General features: G+C 37.9%; 14 protein-coding genes, 1 tRNA gene, 1 pseudogene and 1 other annotated feature. Of the genes and pseudogenes, 14 read left to right on the plus strand and 2 right to left on the minus strand.

Annotation, left to right across the window (positions count from 1 at the left end; genetic code table 11):
* Window positions 1-10: 10 nt before the first annotated feature.
* From I589_RS17715 to I589_RS02000, 3 genes are all read left to right on the plus strand, one after another.
* Complete coding sequence (locus tag I589_RS17715; protein WP_010769808.1) at window positions 11-1,342, plus strand: peptidoglycan amidohydrolase family protein; 1,332 nt, start codon at window positions 11-13, stop codon at window positions 1,340-1,342.
* A 248-nt stretch (window positions 1,343-1,590) separates the two neighbouring features.
* Window positions 1,591-1,680 (plus strand) — tRNA-Ser (locus I589_RS01995).
* 241 nt (window positions 1,681-1,921) lie between these two features.
* Window positions 1,922-2,788, plus strand: coding sequence for a YitT family protein (locus tag I589_RS02000; protein WP_010769807.1), 867 nt, complete (start codon window positions 1,922-1,924; stop codon window positions 2,786-2,788).
* Window positions 2,789-3,061: 273 nt separating this feature from the next.
* On the opposite strand, the pseudogene I589_RS02005 reads toward I589_RS02000, so the two are convergent.
* A pseudogene (locus I589_RS02005) lies at window positions 3,062-4,603 on the minus strand (IS1182 family transposase); the annotation flags it as partial.
* 159 nt (window positions 4,604-4,762) lie between these two features.
* Entirely contained in the window at window positions 4,763-5,788 is a 1,026-nt protein-coding gene (locus I589_RS02010) for a YeiH family protein (RefSeq protein ID WP_010769806.1), read from the minus strand.
* 202 nt (window positions 5,789-5,990) lie between these two features.
* Between I589_RS02010 and I589_RS02015 the strand changes: the two genes are divergently transcribed.
* From I589_RS02015 to sufU, 11 genes are all read left to right on the plus strand, one after another.
* Window positions 5,991-6,848, plus strand: coding sequence for a LysR family transcriptional regulator (locus tag I589_RS02015; RefSeq protein WP_010769805.1), 858 nt, complete (start codon window positions 5,991-5,993; stop codon window positions 6,846-6,848).
* Window positions 6,849-7,070: 222 nt separating this feature from the next.
* Complete coding sequence (locus I589_RS02020) at window positions 7,071-8,261, plus strand: FtsW/RodA/SpoVE family cell cycle protein (protein WP_010769804.1); 1,191 nt, start codon at window positions 7,071-7,073, stop codon at window positions 8,259-8,261.
* A 5-nt stretch (window positions 8,262-8,266) separates the two neighbouring features.
* Complete coding sequence (locus tag I589_RS02025) at window positions 8,267-8,623, plus strand: arsenate reductase family protein (protein ID WP_034684562.1); 357 nt, start codon at window positions 8,267-8,269, stop codon at window positions 8,621-8,623.
* Window position 8,624: 1 nt separating this feature from the next.
* The gene (locus tag I589_RS02030) at window positions 8,625-8,963 is read left to right on the plus strand and encodes a glycine cleavage system protein H (protein ID WP_010769802.1); all 339 of its coding nucleotides are present in this window, start codon (window positions 8,625-8,627) and stop codon (window positions 8,961-8,963) included.
* 61 nt (window positions 8,964-9,024) lie between these two features.
* Window positions 9,025-9,275 (plus strand) — a binding site (T-box leader).
* A gap of 72 nt (window positions 9,276-9,347) precedes the next feature.
* Window positions 9,348-10,382, plus strand: coding sequence for a methionine ABC transporter ATP-binding protein (locus I589_RS02035; RefSeq protein WP_034684564.1), 1,035 nt, complete (start codon window positions 9,348-9,350; stop codon window positions 10,380-10,382).
* Entirely contained in the window at window positions 10,375-11,061 is a 687-nt protein-coding gene (locus I589_RS02040; protein WP_010769800.1) for a methionine ABC transporter permease, read from the plus strand. The genes I589_RS02035 and I589_RS02040 overlap by 8 nt, the downstream gene beginning before the upstream one ends.
* Window positions 11,062-11,082: 21 nt before the next feature.
* Window positions 11,083-11,934 carry a MetQ/NlpA family ABC transporter substrate-binding protein gene (locus I589_RS02045; RefSeq protein WP_010769799.1) on the plus strand — a complete coding sequence of 284 codons (852 nt, stop codon included), beginning with the start codon at window positions 11,083-11,085 and terminating at the stop codon, window positions 11,932-11,934.
* Between the two features lie 517 nt (window positions 11,935-12,451).
* Window positions 12,452-13,225, plus strand: a complete 774-nt coding sequence (gene sufC, locus I589_RS02050) for a Fe-S cluster assembly ATPase SufC (protein ID WP_010769798.1) — start codon at window positions 12,452-12,454, stop codon at window positions 13,223-13,225.
* Window positions 13,226-13,239: 14 nt separating this feature from the next.
* Window positions 13,240-14,526 (plus strand): Fe-S cluster assembly protein SufD, encoded by a 1,287-nt coding sequence (sufD, locus tag I589_RS02055; RefSeq protein ID WP_010769797.1) that lies wholly within the window; start codon window positions 13,240-13,242, stop codon window positions 14,524-14,526.
* Window positions 14,523-15,758 (plus strand): cysteine desulfurase, encoded by a 1,236-nt coding sequence (locus I589_RS02060; protein ID WP_010769796.1) that lies wholly within the window; start codon window positions 14,523-14,525, stop codon window positions 15,756-15,758. The genes sufD and I589_RS02060 overlap by 4 nt, the downstream gene beginning before the upstream one ends.
* Window positions 15,745-16,212: a Fe-S cluster assembly sulfur transfer protein SufU gene (gene sufU / locus I589_RS02065; RefSeq protein WP_010769795.1), complete on the plus strand. Its 468-nt coding sequence runs from the start codon at window positions 15,745-15,747 to the stop codon at window positions 16,210-16,212. The genes I589_RS02060 and sufU overlap by 14 nt, the downstream gene beginning before the upstream one ends.
* The last annotated feature ends 7 nt before the right edge of the window (window positions 16,213-16,219 follow it).

Consider the following 16,219-nt stretch of genomic DNA (forward strand, 5'->3'; position numbering starts at 1 on the left):
GAATGAAAAAATGGCAAGTATTGACAAAATGATTCAATGGTTCAAAGATCGTGAAGGAAAAGTAACCTATTCTATGACTAATCGTTATGGACCGAACAGTTACGACTGTAGTTCGGCAGTATACTATTCATTAATTGCTGGAGGATTTTTACCTTCTGGAAGTATGGGGAACACAGAAACACTATATGGATTAGAAGGGAGTCTTTTACTTCCAATCAAGCGAGCAGAAGTGAAAAAAGGAGATATTTTTGTAGCGGGTATAAAAGGTGGCTCTGGCGGTTCAGACGGACACACAGGTGTATTTTTAAGTAATGACACAATCATTCATTGTACTTACCCTAAAAATGGAATTGCAACAACACCTGCAACTGGCTGGATGGGAGATTATTCTGGATTACCAGTGTATTATTATCGTTTGAAAGGTTCTGAAAATAATTATCCGTCAGTCACATTTGATAAAAAAGTTACGGTTGTTAAAGCTGATTGGACCCTTTGGGGAGATTTGGACTATAAGACAAAAAAAGGTGTAACTAAGTTAGGTACTGTATATGATGCAAAGAAAATCTTTACAGTAAAAACTAATAAATATTATGAACTGTATTTTGCAGGAGTTTTTGCAGGGTTTTTAAATACTGGTGGAGCTGATGAATTAAAAGCTGTTGGAGCAAATGATGTATATGTGTCAGCTATTAGTCCAAATTATAAAATTTGGGGTTCATTTTTCTTTAATAAAGAATTAGGAAATACAACAGGATATAAAGATGGATTGGTTTATAAGGCAAAATATAAATATACATTAGGAAATAATGTTTCCTACTATTCTTTATATCAAGGGGGAAACTGGAAAGGATATATTAACGCGAAGGCAGTAAAAACTTGTCCACCGGTTGCACAAAATGATGTTTATGTAACTGCAATCAGTCCAAACTATACGATTTGGGGAGATTTATACTGGTCATCTAAATTAGGAAATACAGCGAACCAAGATGGAGGTTTGGTGTACAAGGCTCGCTATAAATATACCATTGGAAATGAGCGTTCCTATTATTCATTGTATCGAGGGGATACATGGAAAGGGTATATTAATACATCAGCAATGCGTAAAATGGAACCAGTGACGATAAATAAAAAAGTAAAAATAAACGGTAGTAAAACGTATAACATTTGGAAAGATTTATATTGGTCTACATCTATTGGTAAATCAAATGAATCGAAATTCGCAGGTAAATTGTATACAGCGAAATACTCTTATTTACTGGGCAATGGTTCGACATACTATTCTTTATATAATGGCAGCACATGGGTTGGATATATTGGAAAGGGTGCTACAATTGATCAATAACTAGCCCTGACTATAAGCTTATAGAAATCAGTTAAGTGATAATCTGGGATATTTTGAGGTGCAACCTAAAAAGTGTATTTAAAAATGGCAACTTTTAGAAGTTGCTCCTCGAAATCCCAGATTAATTAAAAATTGTTTTTTTCAAAAGGTAGTATCAATATGATTTTGTAAATGACACATGTCTGTCTATTTTTTTATTTTATATCCTAGACTTTTTTTTCAGAATATGAGAAAATCCTATTGTTGTTGGGAGGTTACCCAAGCTTGGCTGAAGGGGGCAGACTCGAAATCTGTTAGGCGGGTAAAACCGTGCAAGGGTTCGAATCCCTTACCTTCCGTAAGAAATCTAAAAGTGAGGATGGGATAGAAGAAGTTGCTTCTATCTACATCCTCACTTTTTTTGTTAATTGTGTATGGTGGTAAAAAAGCAGAGTTGGTCCGTTTTTTACAGGGGACTATTTAACTTTAAATAATGGAGGAATGAATAAGCTAAATTGAAAAAATTATTTTTTGAGGTCTATCCCTTCTGAAGAGATTATGTTACGTTAGATTAGGACATTTTTAGTAGAGGGTGAAATTGTGAAAAAATTTGATATCCGTGTTTTTTTTAAAGATTATATTTACGTAACTATCGGGTCGCTCATTTTAGCGATTACGATGAATACGGTACTTTTACCAAACCATCTGGTTGCAGGTGGTGCAAGTGGAATCAGTGTTGTACTGAATCATGCCTTTGGTTGGGATGCAGCCTTAACCTTGTATGCAATCAATATTCCGCTATTATTACTTTGTTTTTTATTATTAGGGAAAACAACAGGGATTAAGACTATCTATGGTAGTTTAATTTTTCCGTTTTTTGTTGGCTTATCTGCAGGACTTCCAACAGTTACACATAATGTGACGCTTGCAGCTGTGTTTGGTGGAGTTTTTGCAGGAATAGGTATTGGTCTAGAGTTTCGAGGCAGTGCTTCAACAGGTGGGACAGCGATTATTGCTCAAGTGGTCAATAAGTATTTCCATGTTCCTTTAGGTGCTTCTGTTTGGGTGGTTGATGGCTTAGTGATTTTATCAGCCTTTATCGCATTTGATATTGATGTTGTTCTCTTTTCATTAATCTGTCTATTTGTGATTGGTCGAGTAATTGACTTAGTCCAAGCAGGGCCTGTTCGTTCGAGAAATGTATTTATCATTTCAAAAGAATACTTAGTTATGAAGGATCTTTTAACCAAGTCTTTAGACAAAGGCGTCACTATGATGCCGATAGAAAGTGGTTATCATGGAAAAGAGGGCATGATGCTAATGACCGTTGTTCATGAAAAAGATTTCTCTCAAGTAAAAGAAGCGCTGCAGGAAATTGATGAAGAAGCATTTATTATTTCGATGCCTGCTAATGAAGTTTTGGGACGAGGATTTGATTTGAAACGAGTGATGGAATCAATTGACTAAGCAATTTTTTATTGGAAACCAGTATTTGCTTAAGTTGAGGAAGGAAAAAGATGTAGGGACGTAATTTCAGCTTATTTTCGAGAACTTCAACTCAAACATATCCTATGCGTAGAAGATGAGTTCCTCATCTTCCCAACCTTTACTAATATTTTACGAGGGGGGCGTGACATAAGTTAGTTAGTTACGTCCTCGATAAAAACAAAATGCACGCGAAAATAAAAATATTTTCGCGTGCATTTTGTTTTTTTAGTATAATTGGTTGGTTTAATTACTTATTTTTGCCAGCTTCATCATATTGATTGCCGTAATCAGTAAACCTGATTGCTTTCTTACATTATCTAACCCTCGAACTGTGAATCGAGTGAAGCCTAAACAAGCCTTCATAAATCCGAAGACTGTTTCTACATCAATCTTCCTGCGACTATAAACCTTTCCGGTTTCAGGGGTAGAAAGAAGCTCATTTTGTTTGGCTTTATGATATTCCCAAGCAGGGTTTACTGTAATTTTTCTAATATACCCCTTCGGTGTTAGAGCTTCAGGAATCACTTCTTGATTTAGATCGATTTTTTCTGCTTGATATTCTTTAAACTCTCGAATAAATCCATCTTTATCGGTTCTTTTGCGATAGGCATGAAAATTAAATCGCACACCTTTAGGATCGATATAGTAATCTTCCTGTTCATTGTAAGTCCAGTTCATTATTTTTTGCTCATCGGTTTTCCACTTTTTACTTTTCTCTTTTAAAAAGGTCCCGTAGGGAATAAGCGCGGTATGTTGAGGGAGTTCATCTTCTAGATATCGATAATTACTTTCAGAGCCATACCCTGCGTCTGCGACAATATATCGATGTGATTGGTTAATCACATTCATTTTTTCAAGTAATGGTTGTAAGGTTCTAGTGTCAGTTGGGTTTTGAAAAACATCATATCCTAAAACAAATTGATTACAAGTAGCGATTTGTAAATTGTAGGCTGGCTTTAATTGACCATTCATCATATGATCTTCTTTCACGCGCATGAAAGTAGCGTCATGATCGGTCTTTGAGTAACTATTTCTGGCACCATAAATAGAAAACTGATCTTGGTGTTCAATCAGCTTCTCTCGTTTTTCAGTTAATTTGCGTACTTGACTTTTTAGCGTTCGGCGCTGTTTTTTTGCGGGATTAGGTGAAATTCGTTTCGTTGACTGGACTTTTTTTTCAATTTCTTCCAATCTCAGTTCCATTCGTGTCAACAGCTCATCTACCATGTCTAGTGTAAGGGAAGTCCCTTCGGGAATCTCTTTTACTGCATAAGCTTCTTTTAATTCCGTCATCAATAAAAGGAGTTTTTCACGATTCATCTGATCAAAACGGATCGTGTTTTTCTTCCAGACAAAGCTGTATTTATTCGCATCGGCTAGAATTTTCGTGCCATCGATAAACAACGCATCATCAATCAGATTGCGCGCGCGAAGATACTCGGTCAGATGTGTTAATCCTTTATTCGTCAATTCCTGCACATCATTGGACACGCAGAAACGGGCAATCGTTCGATAAGAAGGTACACGTTCTTGAGTCAACCAACGGGCATATAAATTTTCTTCAGCCAATCGCTCAATCTTGCGACTGGTGAAGGTTTCTCTCGTATAGGCAAACAGAACTAGCTTCATCATGGCACCTAGATCATACTCTCTAGGGCGTCCAAAAAGATACGGCTCATTGATTTGAAGAGATTCCACTAATTCATTGATGAAAACAGCGACGTGATTTTCTTTGGGAGAAAATGAAGTTGATAAGTCCAAAGTGAGTTGATTCATGTTATAATAGGTATGCATATTTTTAGTCCTTTCAGGATTAAATGTTTGAAGCACAGGGTGCCACCTGTGCTTCTTTTATTTTAACTAAAAAAGCGCATGAAATGAACGGTTTTTCGTCATTTCATGCACTTTTCTGTTAGGGACTTATGTCACAGCCCCTTCTTTTTTTGCCACTTTTTACAGCCGAATAAGGAAAATAAGAAGAAGTGCTACAATCGTTTGCAGTCCCCCAACAGATAATCCATACAGCAGAAAGCGAGGACCTTCTTTCATAAATTTTGCGAAATCTAATCGTAAACCAATGGCAGCTAGTGCAGTAATTTCAAACCAAGTACTGATGAAATGTGCGCTTTGGTCAATAAAGGTAGGAAGTTTAACCACGCTATTAAGAATACAAAAAAGTAAAAAGCCGAGTACATACCATGGGAGAGGAAGCTTCTTCTTTTTCTTTTCTGAGGGAGTCGCTACAACAGAAGAATTTCGTTGCATAAATTTTTCAAATACAAAAACAACGACTACGAGTAAAACAATACGCAAAATTTTGAAGAGCATCGCATACTGAACAACCATCTGGTCAAGCATGCTCGCTCCAGCAACCACTTGACCTACGGATTGAAGCGTTCCGCCAAGCAAGGCACTTTTCTCTAAAAGATTGTCACCAAATAAAAATAGACCTAAGAAAGGAAGCGTGAGCATCATAACGGTTCCTAATAAATTAACCAGCGTGATAACCTGTCCCTTTTCTTCATCCTCTGCATGAATCGCAGGCGCAATAGAAGCTATTGCCGATGATCCACAGACTGCATTTCCTCCAGCCATCATTAATGAAAATGTATCATTAAAGTTCATTTTTTTCCCGATAAGATATGCACCCGTAATCGTAATAGACATTTGAATGAGGATAAAAAGAATCCCCTTTAGTCCAATTTGTGCAATTGTTTGGAAAGTAACGGTTGCTCCAAGTAAAACAACAGAAACTTCTAAGAGCTTACTTTCTGAAAACTTAGTACCTGCAGCGAGGCTTTTTTGTTTAAAAAAGGTATTTCCTAAAAGAATCCCCAACAGTATGGCAATAGTAGCTCCTCCTAGCTGTGGAACGAAAAGAGCGAGTAACCGACTAATTGCTGCGACCATAACGGAAAGAATGAGCCCTGGTAAGATAGGGAAGAATTTTTGTTTTAGTGAGTGGTTAGACACGTGCATAATAAACTCCTTTTAAAATGAATTTTTTGAAATTTCATAGGTGAAAAATTAAATAATTACCTAACAATAGGTTGAAATGAAAATGCGTGATAGGAAAAACAAGCATCTCTTTGTTCTTAAGTAAGTATAAAACAAGTTTATCTATATTTGAAATAAATAGTTATTATAGTTATTATTAAGAAAACTGATGGAAGTGATGATTATGTTTAAATTACTGCAAACCTTTCGTGTTGTGTATGAAACGAGAAATTTTTCTCAAAGTGCAGAGATTCTTTTTCTTTCTCAGCCTTCTGTCTCCCATCAAATTAAGCAATTGGAAACAGAATTAAAAGTAGAACTCTTTCAAAGAAAAGGTCGGCAGGAAATGATTGCAACGAAACAGGCGGAACTCTTGTATCAACGTGTGTTGAATTTGATGGATGACTGGCAGCAAACCATCGATGCGCTGGCTAAAGAATCAAGTCAACGGGTCCGGTGTCGCGTGGTTGCCTCTCATACATTTGCTGTGTATTGTTTACCTGAACTTATGAAAGAATTATTTGAAAAATTTCCGAATGTGGCATTTGAAATCGACATGGCAAACTCGCACGAAGCACTGGAGAAGGTAGCCAAACATGAAGCAGATATTGGGTTTATTGAAAAACCTCTCACTACAGAAGGGATTTTACGACACCCTATTTTGAAAGATCAGTTAGTTCTGGTGGGCGATCCTTCAGCCAGCCCATGGCTAGTAAGAGAAAAAACTTCCGGGGTCTATCATTATACCAAGCGCTTTTTCGAAGAGGAAAACATTTCCCAGCCTGCAATAGAAATCAAAAGCAATGAAGTGATTACAGCGATGTTAAAGAAAGGAATTGGCCGTTCTATTCTTTCAAAGAGGGCTGTGCCGGAAGGTGTTTTCTATCAGTTACTGTCGGAAAGCTATCAGCGTCATTTTTATTTCATTGAAAGAAATCATCTGACCTCACCGGAAATAAATCAAGTGACCCAAGCACTACTTGCTTTTTATGAAAAAGAAAATGAGACTAATATTACTGGAGACAAAAAGTTTTCTTTCTAAAACAGCTAATGAGATATATTTGTATAGAAGGGTGCTTGTCTCCTTTTTAGGTAAGTCAGGAATTTGAAATTGTTAGTGATTCTTCAGTGTAAAATAGAAATTGGTAACTATTCTGGGGAAAAGGTTAATTTTTTCCCAAAACTACCAGACTCAGACTTTCTTTTATTTGCCGAGACGACTATAATATAACCCAGTATGGTTTTTGTAGAAAAGGGATGAAGAATGAATAAGAATAAAACGAATTCGTTAGATAATAAAATTGATTATGGCGTTATTTTACCAGTGTTTTTACTTTGTCTTATAGGGCTGCTTTCCTTATACGTAGCACTGACACATGACGTGTTGGAAAAAGAAATTGTAAAAGAAATGTTCAAGCAGTGTATGTGGTACGCGTTAGGGACAATCGCAATTATTATTATCATGCATATGCGCTTAAAATGGATATGGAAGCTAACCCCCTACATCTATGGATTAGGAATAGCAGTTATGTTGGCTTTGTTAAAATTTTATGATAAGGACATGGATCAATTAACTGGGTCAAAAAACTGGTTTCGATTTGGACCACTAACATTTCAGCCTTCGGAGCTCATGAAGATTGCGTTTGTCTTAATGTTGGCATTAATTGTTACGCAGCATAATGCAAAGACGAAGGAGAAAACCTTAAAAACAGATGGGTTTCTCATTTTGAAAATGTTTGCGGTCACGTTACCTGTGATTGCTTTGGTCCTTCTTCAAAAAGATTTTGGGACAATGCTTGTTTTCTTAGCAATTTTTGGCGGAGTCTTTCTCATGTCGGGCATTTCTTGGCGAATTGTAGTTCCTATTATTTTATTTGCAGTTATTGTCGGCGGCGGTACTATTTATTTGGTTACGACCGATACCGGGCGAGCTTTTTTAAGTGACTTAGGTATCTTTAAGGCATATCAGTTTGCTCGAATTGATTCATGGCTGGATCCATTCCACGATGCTGGAGGCGCTTCTTATCAGCCAGCTCAAGGCTTACTTGCAATTGGTTCTGGCGGGATGTTTGGAAAAGGCTACAATGTAAGTGATATCTATGTGCCTGTTCGCGAATCAGATATGATTTTTACTGTTATTGGTGAAAATTTTGGTTTTGTAGGTGGTGCATTTGTTATTTTACTTTATTTTATTTTGATTTATCGAATGATTCGTGTATGCTTTGATACGAATAATGAATTTTATGCGTATATTGCAACAGGAATTATTATGATGATTTTGTTCCACGTGTTTGAAAATATTGGTGCAAATATCGGACTGCTCCCATTAACAGGGATTCCGTTGCCGTTTATCAGTCAAGGAGGTTCAGCCATCTTAGGAAATATGATTGGTGTGGGACTGATCTTGTCAATGCGCTATCAATCAGTAAGAGAACCTAGTGAAACAAGGAGGTAATGAGTATCTATACATTATATTGGTATCCTAAATGTTCGACTTGTCGAAATGCAAAAAAGTGGTTGGATGCACATAATGTGCCAGTTGAAACAGTAGACATGATTTCAACACCACCTAAGCCTGAAGTGATTGAAGGCTGGATGAAGAAAAGCCCGCTACCTATTCGACGTTTTTTTAATACAAGCGGAATGAAGTATCGTGAGTTAGGCTTGAAAGATCAAGTAGAAAGTTTTACAGTAGAAGAAGCTAGTCAGGTGCTGTCAACCGATGGCATGTTAATTAAACGGCCCGTGCTGGTGAAAGATGGGCAAGTAGTAGCGCTAGGCTTTAAAGAATTAGATTACGAAGGAGCGACCAGTTAAAATGGCAGGAGTACATTTAAAACGCAAAGACAACTTATGGATTTTATTTAATGGAAAAGAATATTGTGTAGGATTAACAAATGAAGCGCAAGAAGAGCTTGGGGCGATTACCTTTGTTTCATTACCAAAAGTTGGTCAAAGTTTTAAACAAGGGGACGCATTTGCTGAAGTGGAAGCAGAGAAAGCAGTGAATGAATTTCCAAGTCCGCTGACAGGTGTGATTTCATCTGTTAATGAAAAAATCGATGCAGACATTCAAGTGTTAAATGATGAAGATGAGATGGTTGCATGGATTGTTAGTTTTAAAGAGGTTGATCCAGCAGAATTCGACAAATTATAGGCAGTCTGTAAAAAAAAGAATTGACAGTTTCAAAAAGTGTTGTTATAATTTCAGCAATATACCGAAAGCTTTGAAAAGAAGAGTACATGTCACCGACGTTTGAAGAGAGCCCTGTGTGCTGAGAAAGGGTAACGAACATGAGATGGAAGATGGTCTTTGAGCAGAATGAGTGAGCGAAAGTGAACTTGTTACGGGAGCGCCCGTTAAAGCGCAGCAGTATGCGAAGCAAATTTCAAGTACTGAACGAGGTTATTGTTGTGAAAGAATAACGAATCAAGGTGGTAACACGAAAGTCAGACTTTCGTCCTTTTTATGCAGAGTGCTGCACAAAAAAGGGCGGAAGTTTTTTTGTTGCTTATGGAAACAGAAGGGAAAGAAGTAAAAATGGCATTGATTGAATTGACCCATGTCAAAAAAGAGTTTTCTGGGAAAAACGGTGCAATTAAAGCGGTAAATGATGTGAATCTGACCGTTGAAAAAGGTGATATATACGGGATTGTTGGATACTCAGGCGCTGGGAAAAGTACCCTTGTCCGTTTATTGAACGGACTTGAGTTGCCGACCTCAGGGACAGTGGTTGTTAAAGGGCAGGATATTACAAAATTAAAAAACAGAGAATTACGAAATTTTCGAAAAAAAATCGGGATGATCTTTCAGCACTTTAATCTGCTGTGGTCGCGAACAGTGATCGATAATATTAAATTACCGCTAGAATTAGCTGGTGTTAGTAAAGCAGAACAGAAAACGCGTGCGGCAGAGCTTTTAGAACTTGTAGGCTTAGAAGGACGGGGTGATGCGTATCCTTCGCAGTTATCTGGAGGGCAAAAACAACGGGTAGGGATTGCACGAGCATTAGCCAACAATCCGGAAATTCTTCTTTGTGATGAGGCAACGAGTGCGTTGGATCCCCAAACAACAGAAGAAGTTTTAGATTTACTCTTAGATATCAATAAAAAATTAAACTTAACCATTGTTCTTATTACCCATGAAATGAATGTGATTCGTAAAATCTGTAACAAGGTAGCAGTGATGGAATTAGGGAGTGTGGTGGAAGAGGGCGACGTGCTTGATGTGTTCCGCCATCCACAACAAACAGTGACCAAGCGTTTTGTTCAACAAGAGCTTGCGCCAGAAGATGACACAGATGAGATGATTCAAAGCTTTATGAAGGAGAATCCCGGAGGCAAAATTGTGACACTTTCCTTTAAAGAAAATAATGCAAATGAGCCAGTAATTTCTCAAGCTATTCGCCAATACGCAATTGATATTAATGTTGTATATGGGAAAGTCCAGCAGGCAAAAGGAAGCACGCTAGGTTCGTTAACCGTTTTGCTAACAGGCGACCCAGAAGAAATTGATAAAGCTGTAGCCTTTTTTAATTCAAAGGAAGTTGGCGTGGAGGTGATTACGCATGAATAAGAGTATTTCAGAACAATACTTCAATTTTAGTCAAATTAATTCAGAGACAATGAAGCAAGCAATCATTGATACCTTATACATGACTGTCATCTCAATGGTGTTAGTGTTTGTTTTGGGACTCTTACTAGGATTACTTCTCTATACTATTGGTCGAAAAAATAAACCTTATGCAAAAATTGTCTATAGCCTAGTTTCTATTATAAGTAACATTTTCCGGTCAACACCGTTTATGATATTGATGGTTTTAATCATCCCGTTTACCAAAGTTTTAGTCGGTTCCATGCTGGGTGCAAAAGCTGCCATTCCAGCATTGGTGTTATCTGCAGCACCGTTCTACGCTCGCTTAGTGGAAATTGCTTTACGCGAAGTGAGTCCGGGTGTGCTTGAAGCAGCAGATGCAATGGGTGCAAGCTATTGGGAAACAATTTATAAGGTGTTGCTACCAGAAAGTGTACCTGCGTTAATTTCTGGCATTACTGTAACAACAATTTCTATGATTGGATTTACCGCCATGGCTGGTGCTATTGGCGCGGGTGGCTTAGGCGCACTCGCATGGCAAGAAGGGTATCAACGAGGAAACTATACGGTGACGTTAGTTGCTACGGTGATTATATTAGTTATCGTATTCATCGTACAAGGAATCGGCGATGCATTAACAAAACGAACAGATAAGCGATAAGAAAATGAGGGGGAAAAGGATATGAAAAAGAAATTCTTTGGATTAGCAGCAGTATTATTAGTAGCCGTTGGATTGGCTGCATGTGGAAATGGAAGCTCAGATACAAAAGCAACAGGAAGCTCAGAGAAAAATGACGAAAAGACCGTGTTAAAAGTAGGGGCCTCACCTTCACCACACGCTGAAATTTTAGAGCAGGTAAAACCTATTTTAGCGAAAGAAGGCGTTGAGCTAGAAATCGTTAATTTTGATGACTACGTTCTACCCAATAAAGCATTAGCGGATGGAGAAATTGATGCAAACTACTTCCAGCATTTACCATTTTTTAACAAAGCAGTAGAAGATAATGGCTATGATTTTGCGAATGTTGGCGGCGTACATTTAGAGCCAATGGGTCTATATTCTAAAAAAATTAAAGATATTAAAGAATTAAAAGATGGTGCAACAATCATTGTTTCAAGCTCTGAATCAGACTGGGGACGTGTTATCAGCATTTTACAAACAGCTGGTTTGGTTAAAGTAAAAGACGGAGTGGATTTAGAAACAGCAACATTCGATGATATTGCAGAAAATCCTAAAAATTTAAAATTTGAAAATACGATTGCTCCTGAATTGTTGGCGACAACTTACAATAACGATGAAGGGGATTTAGTAGCAATCAATTCAAACTTTGCTTATGGGATTGGATTGAACCCATTAGAAGACGCCGTTCTTTTAGAGGGTGATGATTCTCCATATGTAAACATTGTAGCTACTCGTACAGAAGACAAAGATAGCGATGCAGTGAAAAAACTGATTGCGGCTTTGCATGAGCCAGAAGTACAAAGCTGGATTATTGAAAAATGGGGCGGCTCTGTAAAACCAGTGGATAAATAGATTCAAAAGAAATTAGGGAGCTGAAGAGACAGGTGTTTTTCTGTTCCTAACCTGTATTAAGCATTTCAGGAGGACTTAGAAGTAACGATTGCTGTTGCTTTTAAGTTCTTTTTTGTTGAATAAAAAAGTTTAAGTAAGTACAAAACCAAGTACACGAAGACATTTCTCAGCAGTGAAAAATACATTTAAATCGACAAGACATTCAACAAGAAGAAAAATGAAGAGAGGAGTACAATAGAAAAGAAACTATTAATTAATAAAAAAATTCCCATTCTTTTTCACTAACACAAAATATATGAAGATTTTTTATGAAAAAAAAGAAAGCTTACCGCTCTAGCATACATTGGTTCCTTTTTAATAGTTATTATAAAAAGAACTGGTGGCTTCCGAAGAAAATTTGAAATAAAGTTAGAATTATCAAAGGATAAATCCAAACATTCTCTAGCAAGAATATTGCGATTCATTCTCAATTAGTCTAAAATGAATGAGAACGTTAAAAGAATCTGGAGGGAATCGCATGTCAGTTTTAGAAATTAAAAATTTACACGTTTCAATTGAGGAAAAAGAAATCCTTAAGGGCGTAAACTTAACCATGAAAACAGGAGAAATCCATGCCATCATGGGACCAAATGGAACCGGGAAATCAACTTTATCTGCGGCTATTATGGGAAATCCAAACTATGAAGTAACAGAAGGCGAAATCCTGTTAGACGGTCAAAACATATTAGAGCTCGAGGTAGATGAACGCGCACGTCTAGGATTGTTTTTAGCGATGCAGTATCCAAGTGAAATTCCAGGAATTACCAATGCAGAATTTATGCGTGCAGCAATTAATGCTAAGCGTGACGAGGACAATAAAATGTCTGTTATGGAATTCTTGAAAAAGTTAGATAAAAAAATGGAACTACTAAATATGCCTGAAGAAATGGCTGAACGTTATTTAAATGAAGGATTTTCTGGCGGCGAAAAGAAACGAAATGAAATTCTACAATTATTAATGTTGGAACCAACATTTGCCATCTTAGATGAAATTGACTCTGGATTGGACATTGATGCATTGAAGGTGGTTTCAAAAGGGGTAAATGAAATGCGTGGTGAAAACTTTGGTTCACTGATTATTACCCACTACCAACGTTTATTAAATTACATCACTCCTGACGTGGTACATATCATGATGGAAGGCCGCGTCGTTTTAACAGGTGATGCAGAGTTGGCAAAACGCTTAGAAGCAGAAGGCTATGCTGGAATCAGTAAAGAGTTAGGAATTGACTACAAAGAAGAAGAAGCGTAAGGAGGACAAGATAAATGGCAAAAAAAGAATGGATCGATTATCTTGATGAAATTAACGCTTTTTCTGCAAGTAATGGGGAACCTGAATGGATGACTCTCTTGCGCCAACAAGCTTTAGCAAAAGCAGATGAGCTGGAATTACCAAGAATTGAGCGTGTAAAATTTCATCGTTGGCCTTTATTTAATGTGTCTATGGATGAGTATACGCCAGAATCCATTGGTGTAGCAGCATTTGATGAAATGAAAGATAATCCTGTACTGGTGCAACAAGGGACAACTACTGTCTTTGAACAGCTCCCACAACACTTAATTGAAAAGGGTGTTATTTTCACCGATATATTTACAGCTTTACAAGAACATTCGGATTTAGTAAAAGAATACTATATGAGTAAAGCCGTGTTAATGGATGAAGATCAGCTTACAGCATTTCATGCAGCCTTTATGAATAGTGGCCTGTTTTTATATGTACCGAAAAATGTGGTCATTGAAGAGCCAATAGAATCCATTTTCATTCAAGATGGAACAACGAATCAGCATTTCTTTAAACACGTGCTGATTATCGCAGATGAGCATAGTCAATTCAGCTATCTGGAACGATTTCAGACAGAAGGAAATACAGCGAAAAAAGTTTCCGGAAATATTGTTGTTGAAGTGATTGCCAAAGCAGGCTCTAAAGTGAAGTATTCTGCGGTGGATCAATTGGGTGAACACCTTACTTCTTATATGAATCGTCGTGGCTATATTATGCGTGATGCATCCCTAGATTGGGCATTGGGTGTGATGAATGATGGCGATGTCGTGGCAGATTTTGACTCAGACTTAGTTGGAGAAGGCGCGCATTCAGAAGTGAAAATTGTTGCAGTAAGTGCAGGCAAACAAACACAAGGAATTGATACGCGTGTCACAAATAAAGCACCACACACTATCGGTCATATTTTACAGCATGGCGTAATTCGTGAACGTGGTACCTTAACCTTTAACGGCATTGGTCATATTTTAAAAGGTGCAAAAGGAGCGGATGCACAGCAAGAAAGTCGTGTATTAATGCTGTCAGATAAGGCACGCGGGGATGCTAATCCGATTCTTTTAATTGATGAAAATGAAGTTACTGCAGGACATGCTGCAAGTGTCGGCCGTGTCGATCCTGAGGAAATGTATTATTTGATGAGTCGTGGTTTACGAAAAGAGGATGCTGAACGTTTGGTTATTCGCGGTTTCTTGGGTTCAGTTATCACGGCTATTCCAGTCAAAGAAGTACAAAATGAATTTATCGAAGTAATCGAAGGGAAGTTGAATGCATGATGAATGCAGAAAAACTTCGCCGAGACTTTCCGATTTTATTTCAAGAAGTCAATGACGAACCACTTATTTATTTAGATAATGCAGCAACAACGCAAAAGCCTAAGCAGGTACTTGAAGCGCTGGCTCATTATTATGAAACCGATAATGCCAATGTTCACCGTGGTGTGCATACGTTAGCCGAACGTGCTACGAAGGATTATGAAGCGGCTCGAGAAAAAGTTCGTCAATTCATCCATGCAAAAGAAACAGCAGAAATCCTTTTTACAAGAGGAACGACGACGAGTCTAAATTGGGTGGCAAAAAGCTTTGTTGATGCGTTTGTTAAGGAAGGCGACGAAATTGTCATTTCGTATATGGAGCATCATTCCAATATCATTCCTTGGCAGCAGCTTGCAAAGAAAAAAAGGGCTATCCTTAAATATATTCAGATTACTGAAGATGGATTTCTTGATTTAGAAGATGCAAAGAAACAAATTACAGAGAAGACAGCGATTGTTTCAATTGCTCATGTTTCTAATGTTCTAGGTGTGATTAATCCAATTGATGAGCTAGTTACCCTTGCTCATGCTAAGGGTGCGGTAATGGTTGTAGATGGGGCACAGGCTGTTCCTCATATGCCAGTGGATGTTCAACAATTAGATGTAGATTTCTATGCATTTAGCGGACATAAGATGTGCGGTCCAACAGGAATTGGTGTGCTTTATGGAAAAAGAGAGTGGCTCGAACAGATGGAGCCGGTAGAGTTTGGCGGCGAAATGATTGATTTCGTTCATTTACAGGACAGTACATGGAAAGAGCTGCCATGGAAGTTTGAAGCAGGGACACCGAATATTGCAGGAGCGATTGCATTAGGCAGTGCTATTGATTATTTAACTGCAATTGGATTAGAAGCCATCCACCAATATGAAGCCGAGCTAGTGGACTATTGTCTGCCAAAATTAAAAGCGATTGATGGATTAACTGTTTATGGTCCACAAAATTCTGAAGATCATACGGGCGTAATTGCCTTTAATTTAGAAGGATTGCATCCTCATGATGTGGCAACTGCATTGGATATGGAAGGTGTCGCTGTTCGTGCAGGTCATCATTGTGCACAGCCGTTGTTAACCTATTTAAATGTCCCTGCAACTGCTCGAGCAAGCTTTTATTTCTATAATACAAAAGATGATGCAGATCGATTAATTGAAGCGATTTTAGCGACAAAGGAGTTTTTCAAAAATGGGGCTATCTAAATTAGATAATTTATATCGTCAGGTAATTTTGGATCATTCTAGCCATCCTCATCATCATGGAACGTTAGATGAATCAACGCAAAAAATTGAGATGAATAATCCAACTTGTGGCGATGTCATTCAACTAGAGCTTTCCGTGGAAGAAAATGTTATTAAGCAGATTGCATTTGACGGGAGCGGGTGTTCAATAAGTACCGCCAGTGCGTCAATGATGACGGATGCGGTCCTTGGGAAAACCGTTGAAGAAGCAGAGACTCTTATTCAGCAATTTTCTCAGTTAGTCCAAGGAAAGGAAGTCACAAATGAGGATGATTTAGGCGATGCGGCGATGCTTAGCGGGGTAGCCAAATTTCCAGCACGAATCAAATGTGCGACACTTGCTTGGAAAGCATTAGAACAAGCAGTAACTGATGAGTCAGGCAAATCAATTGCCCATCAATATCATAAAGAATAGGAGCGTG

It is taken from the genome of Enterococcus phoeniculicola ATCC BAA-412, assembly GCF_000407505.1.
Classification (GTDB): Bacteria; Bacillota; Bacilli; order Lactobacillales; family Enterococcaceae; genus Enterococcus_K; species Enterococcus_K phoeniculicola.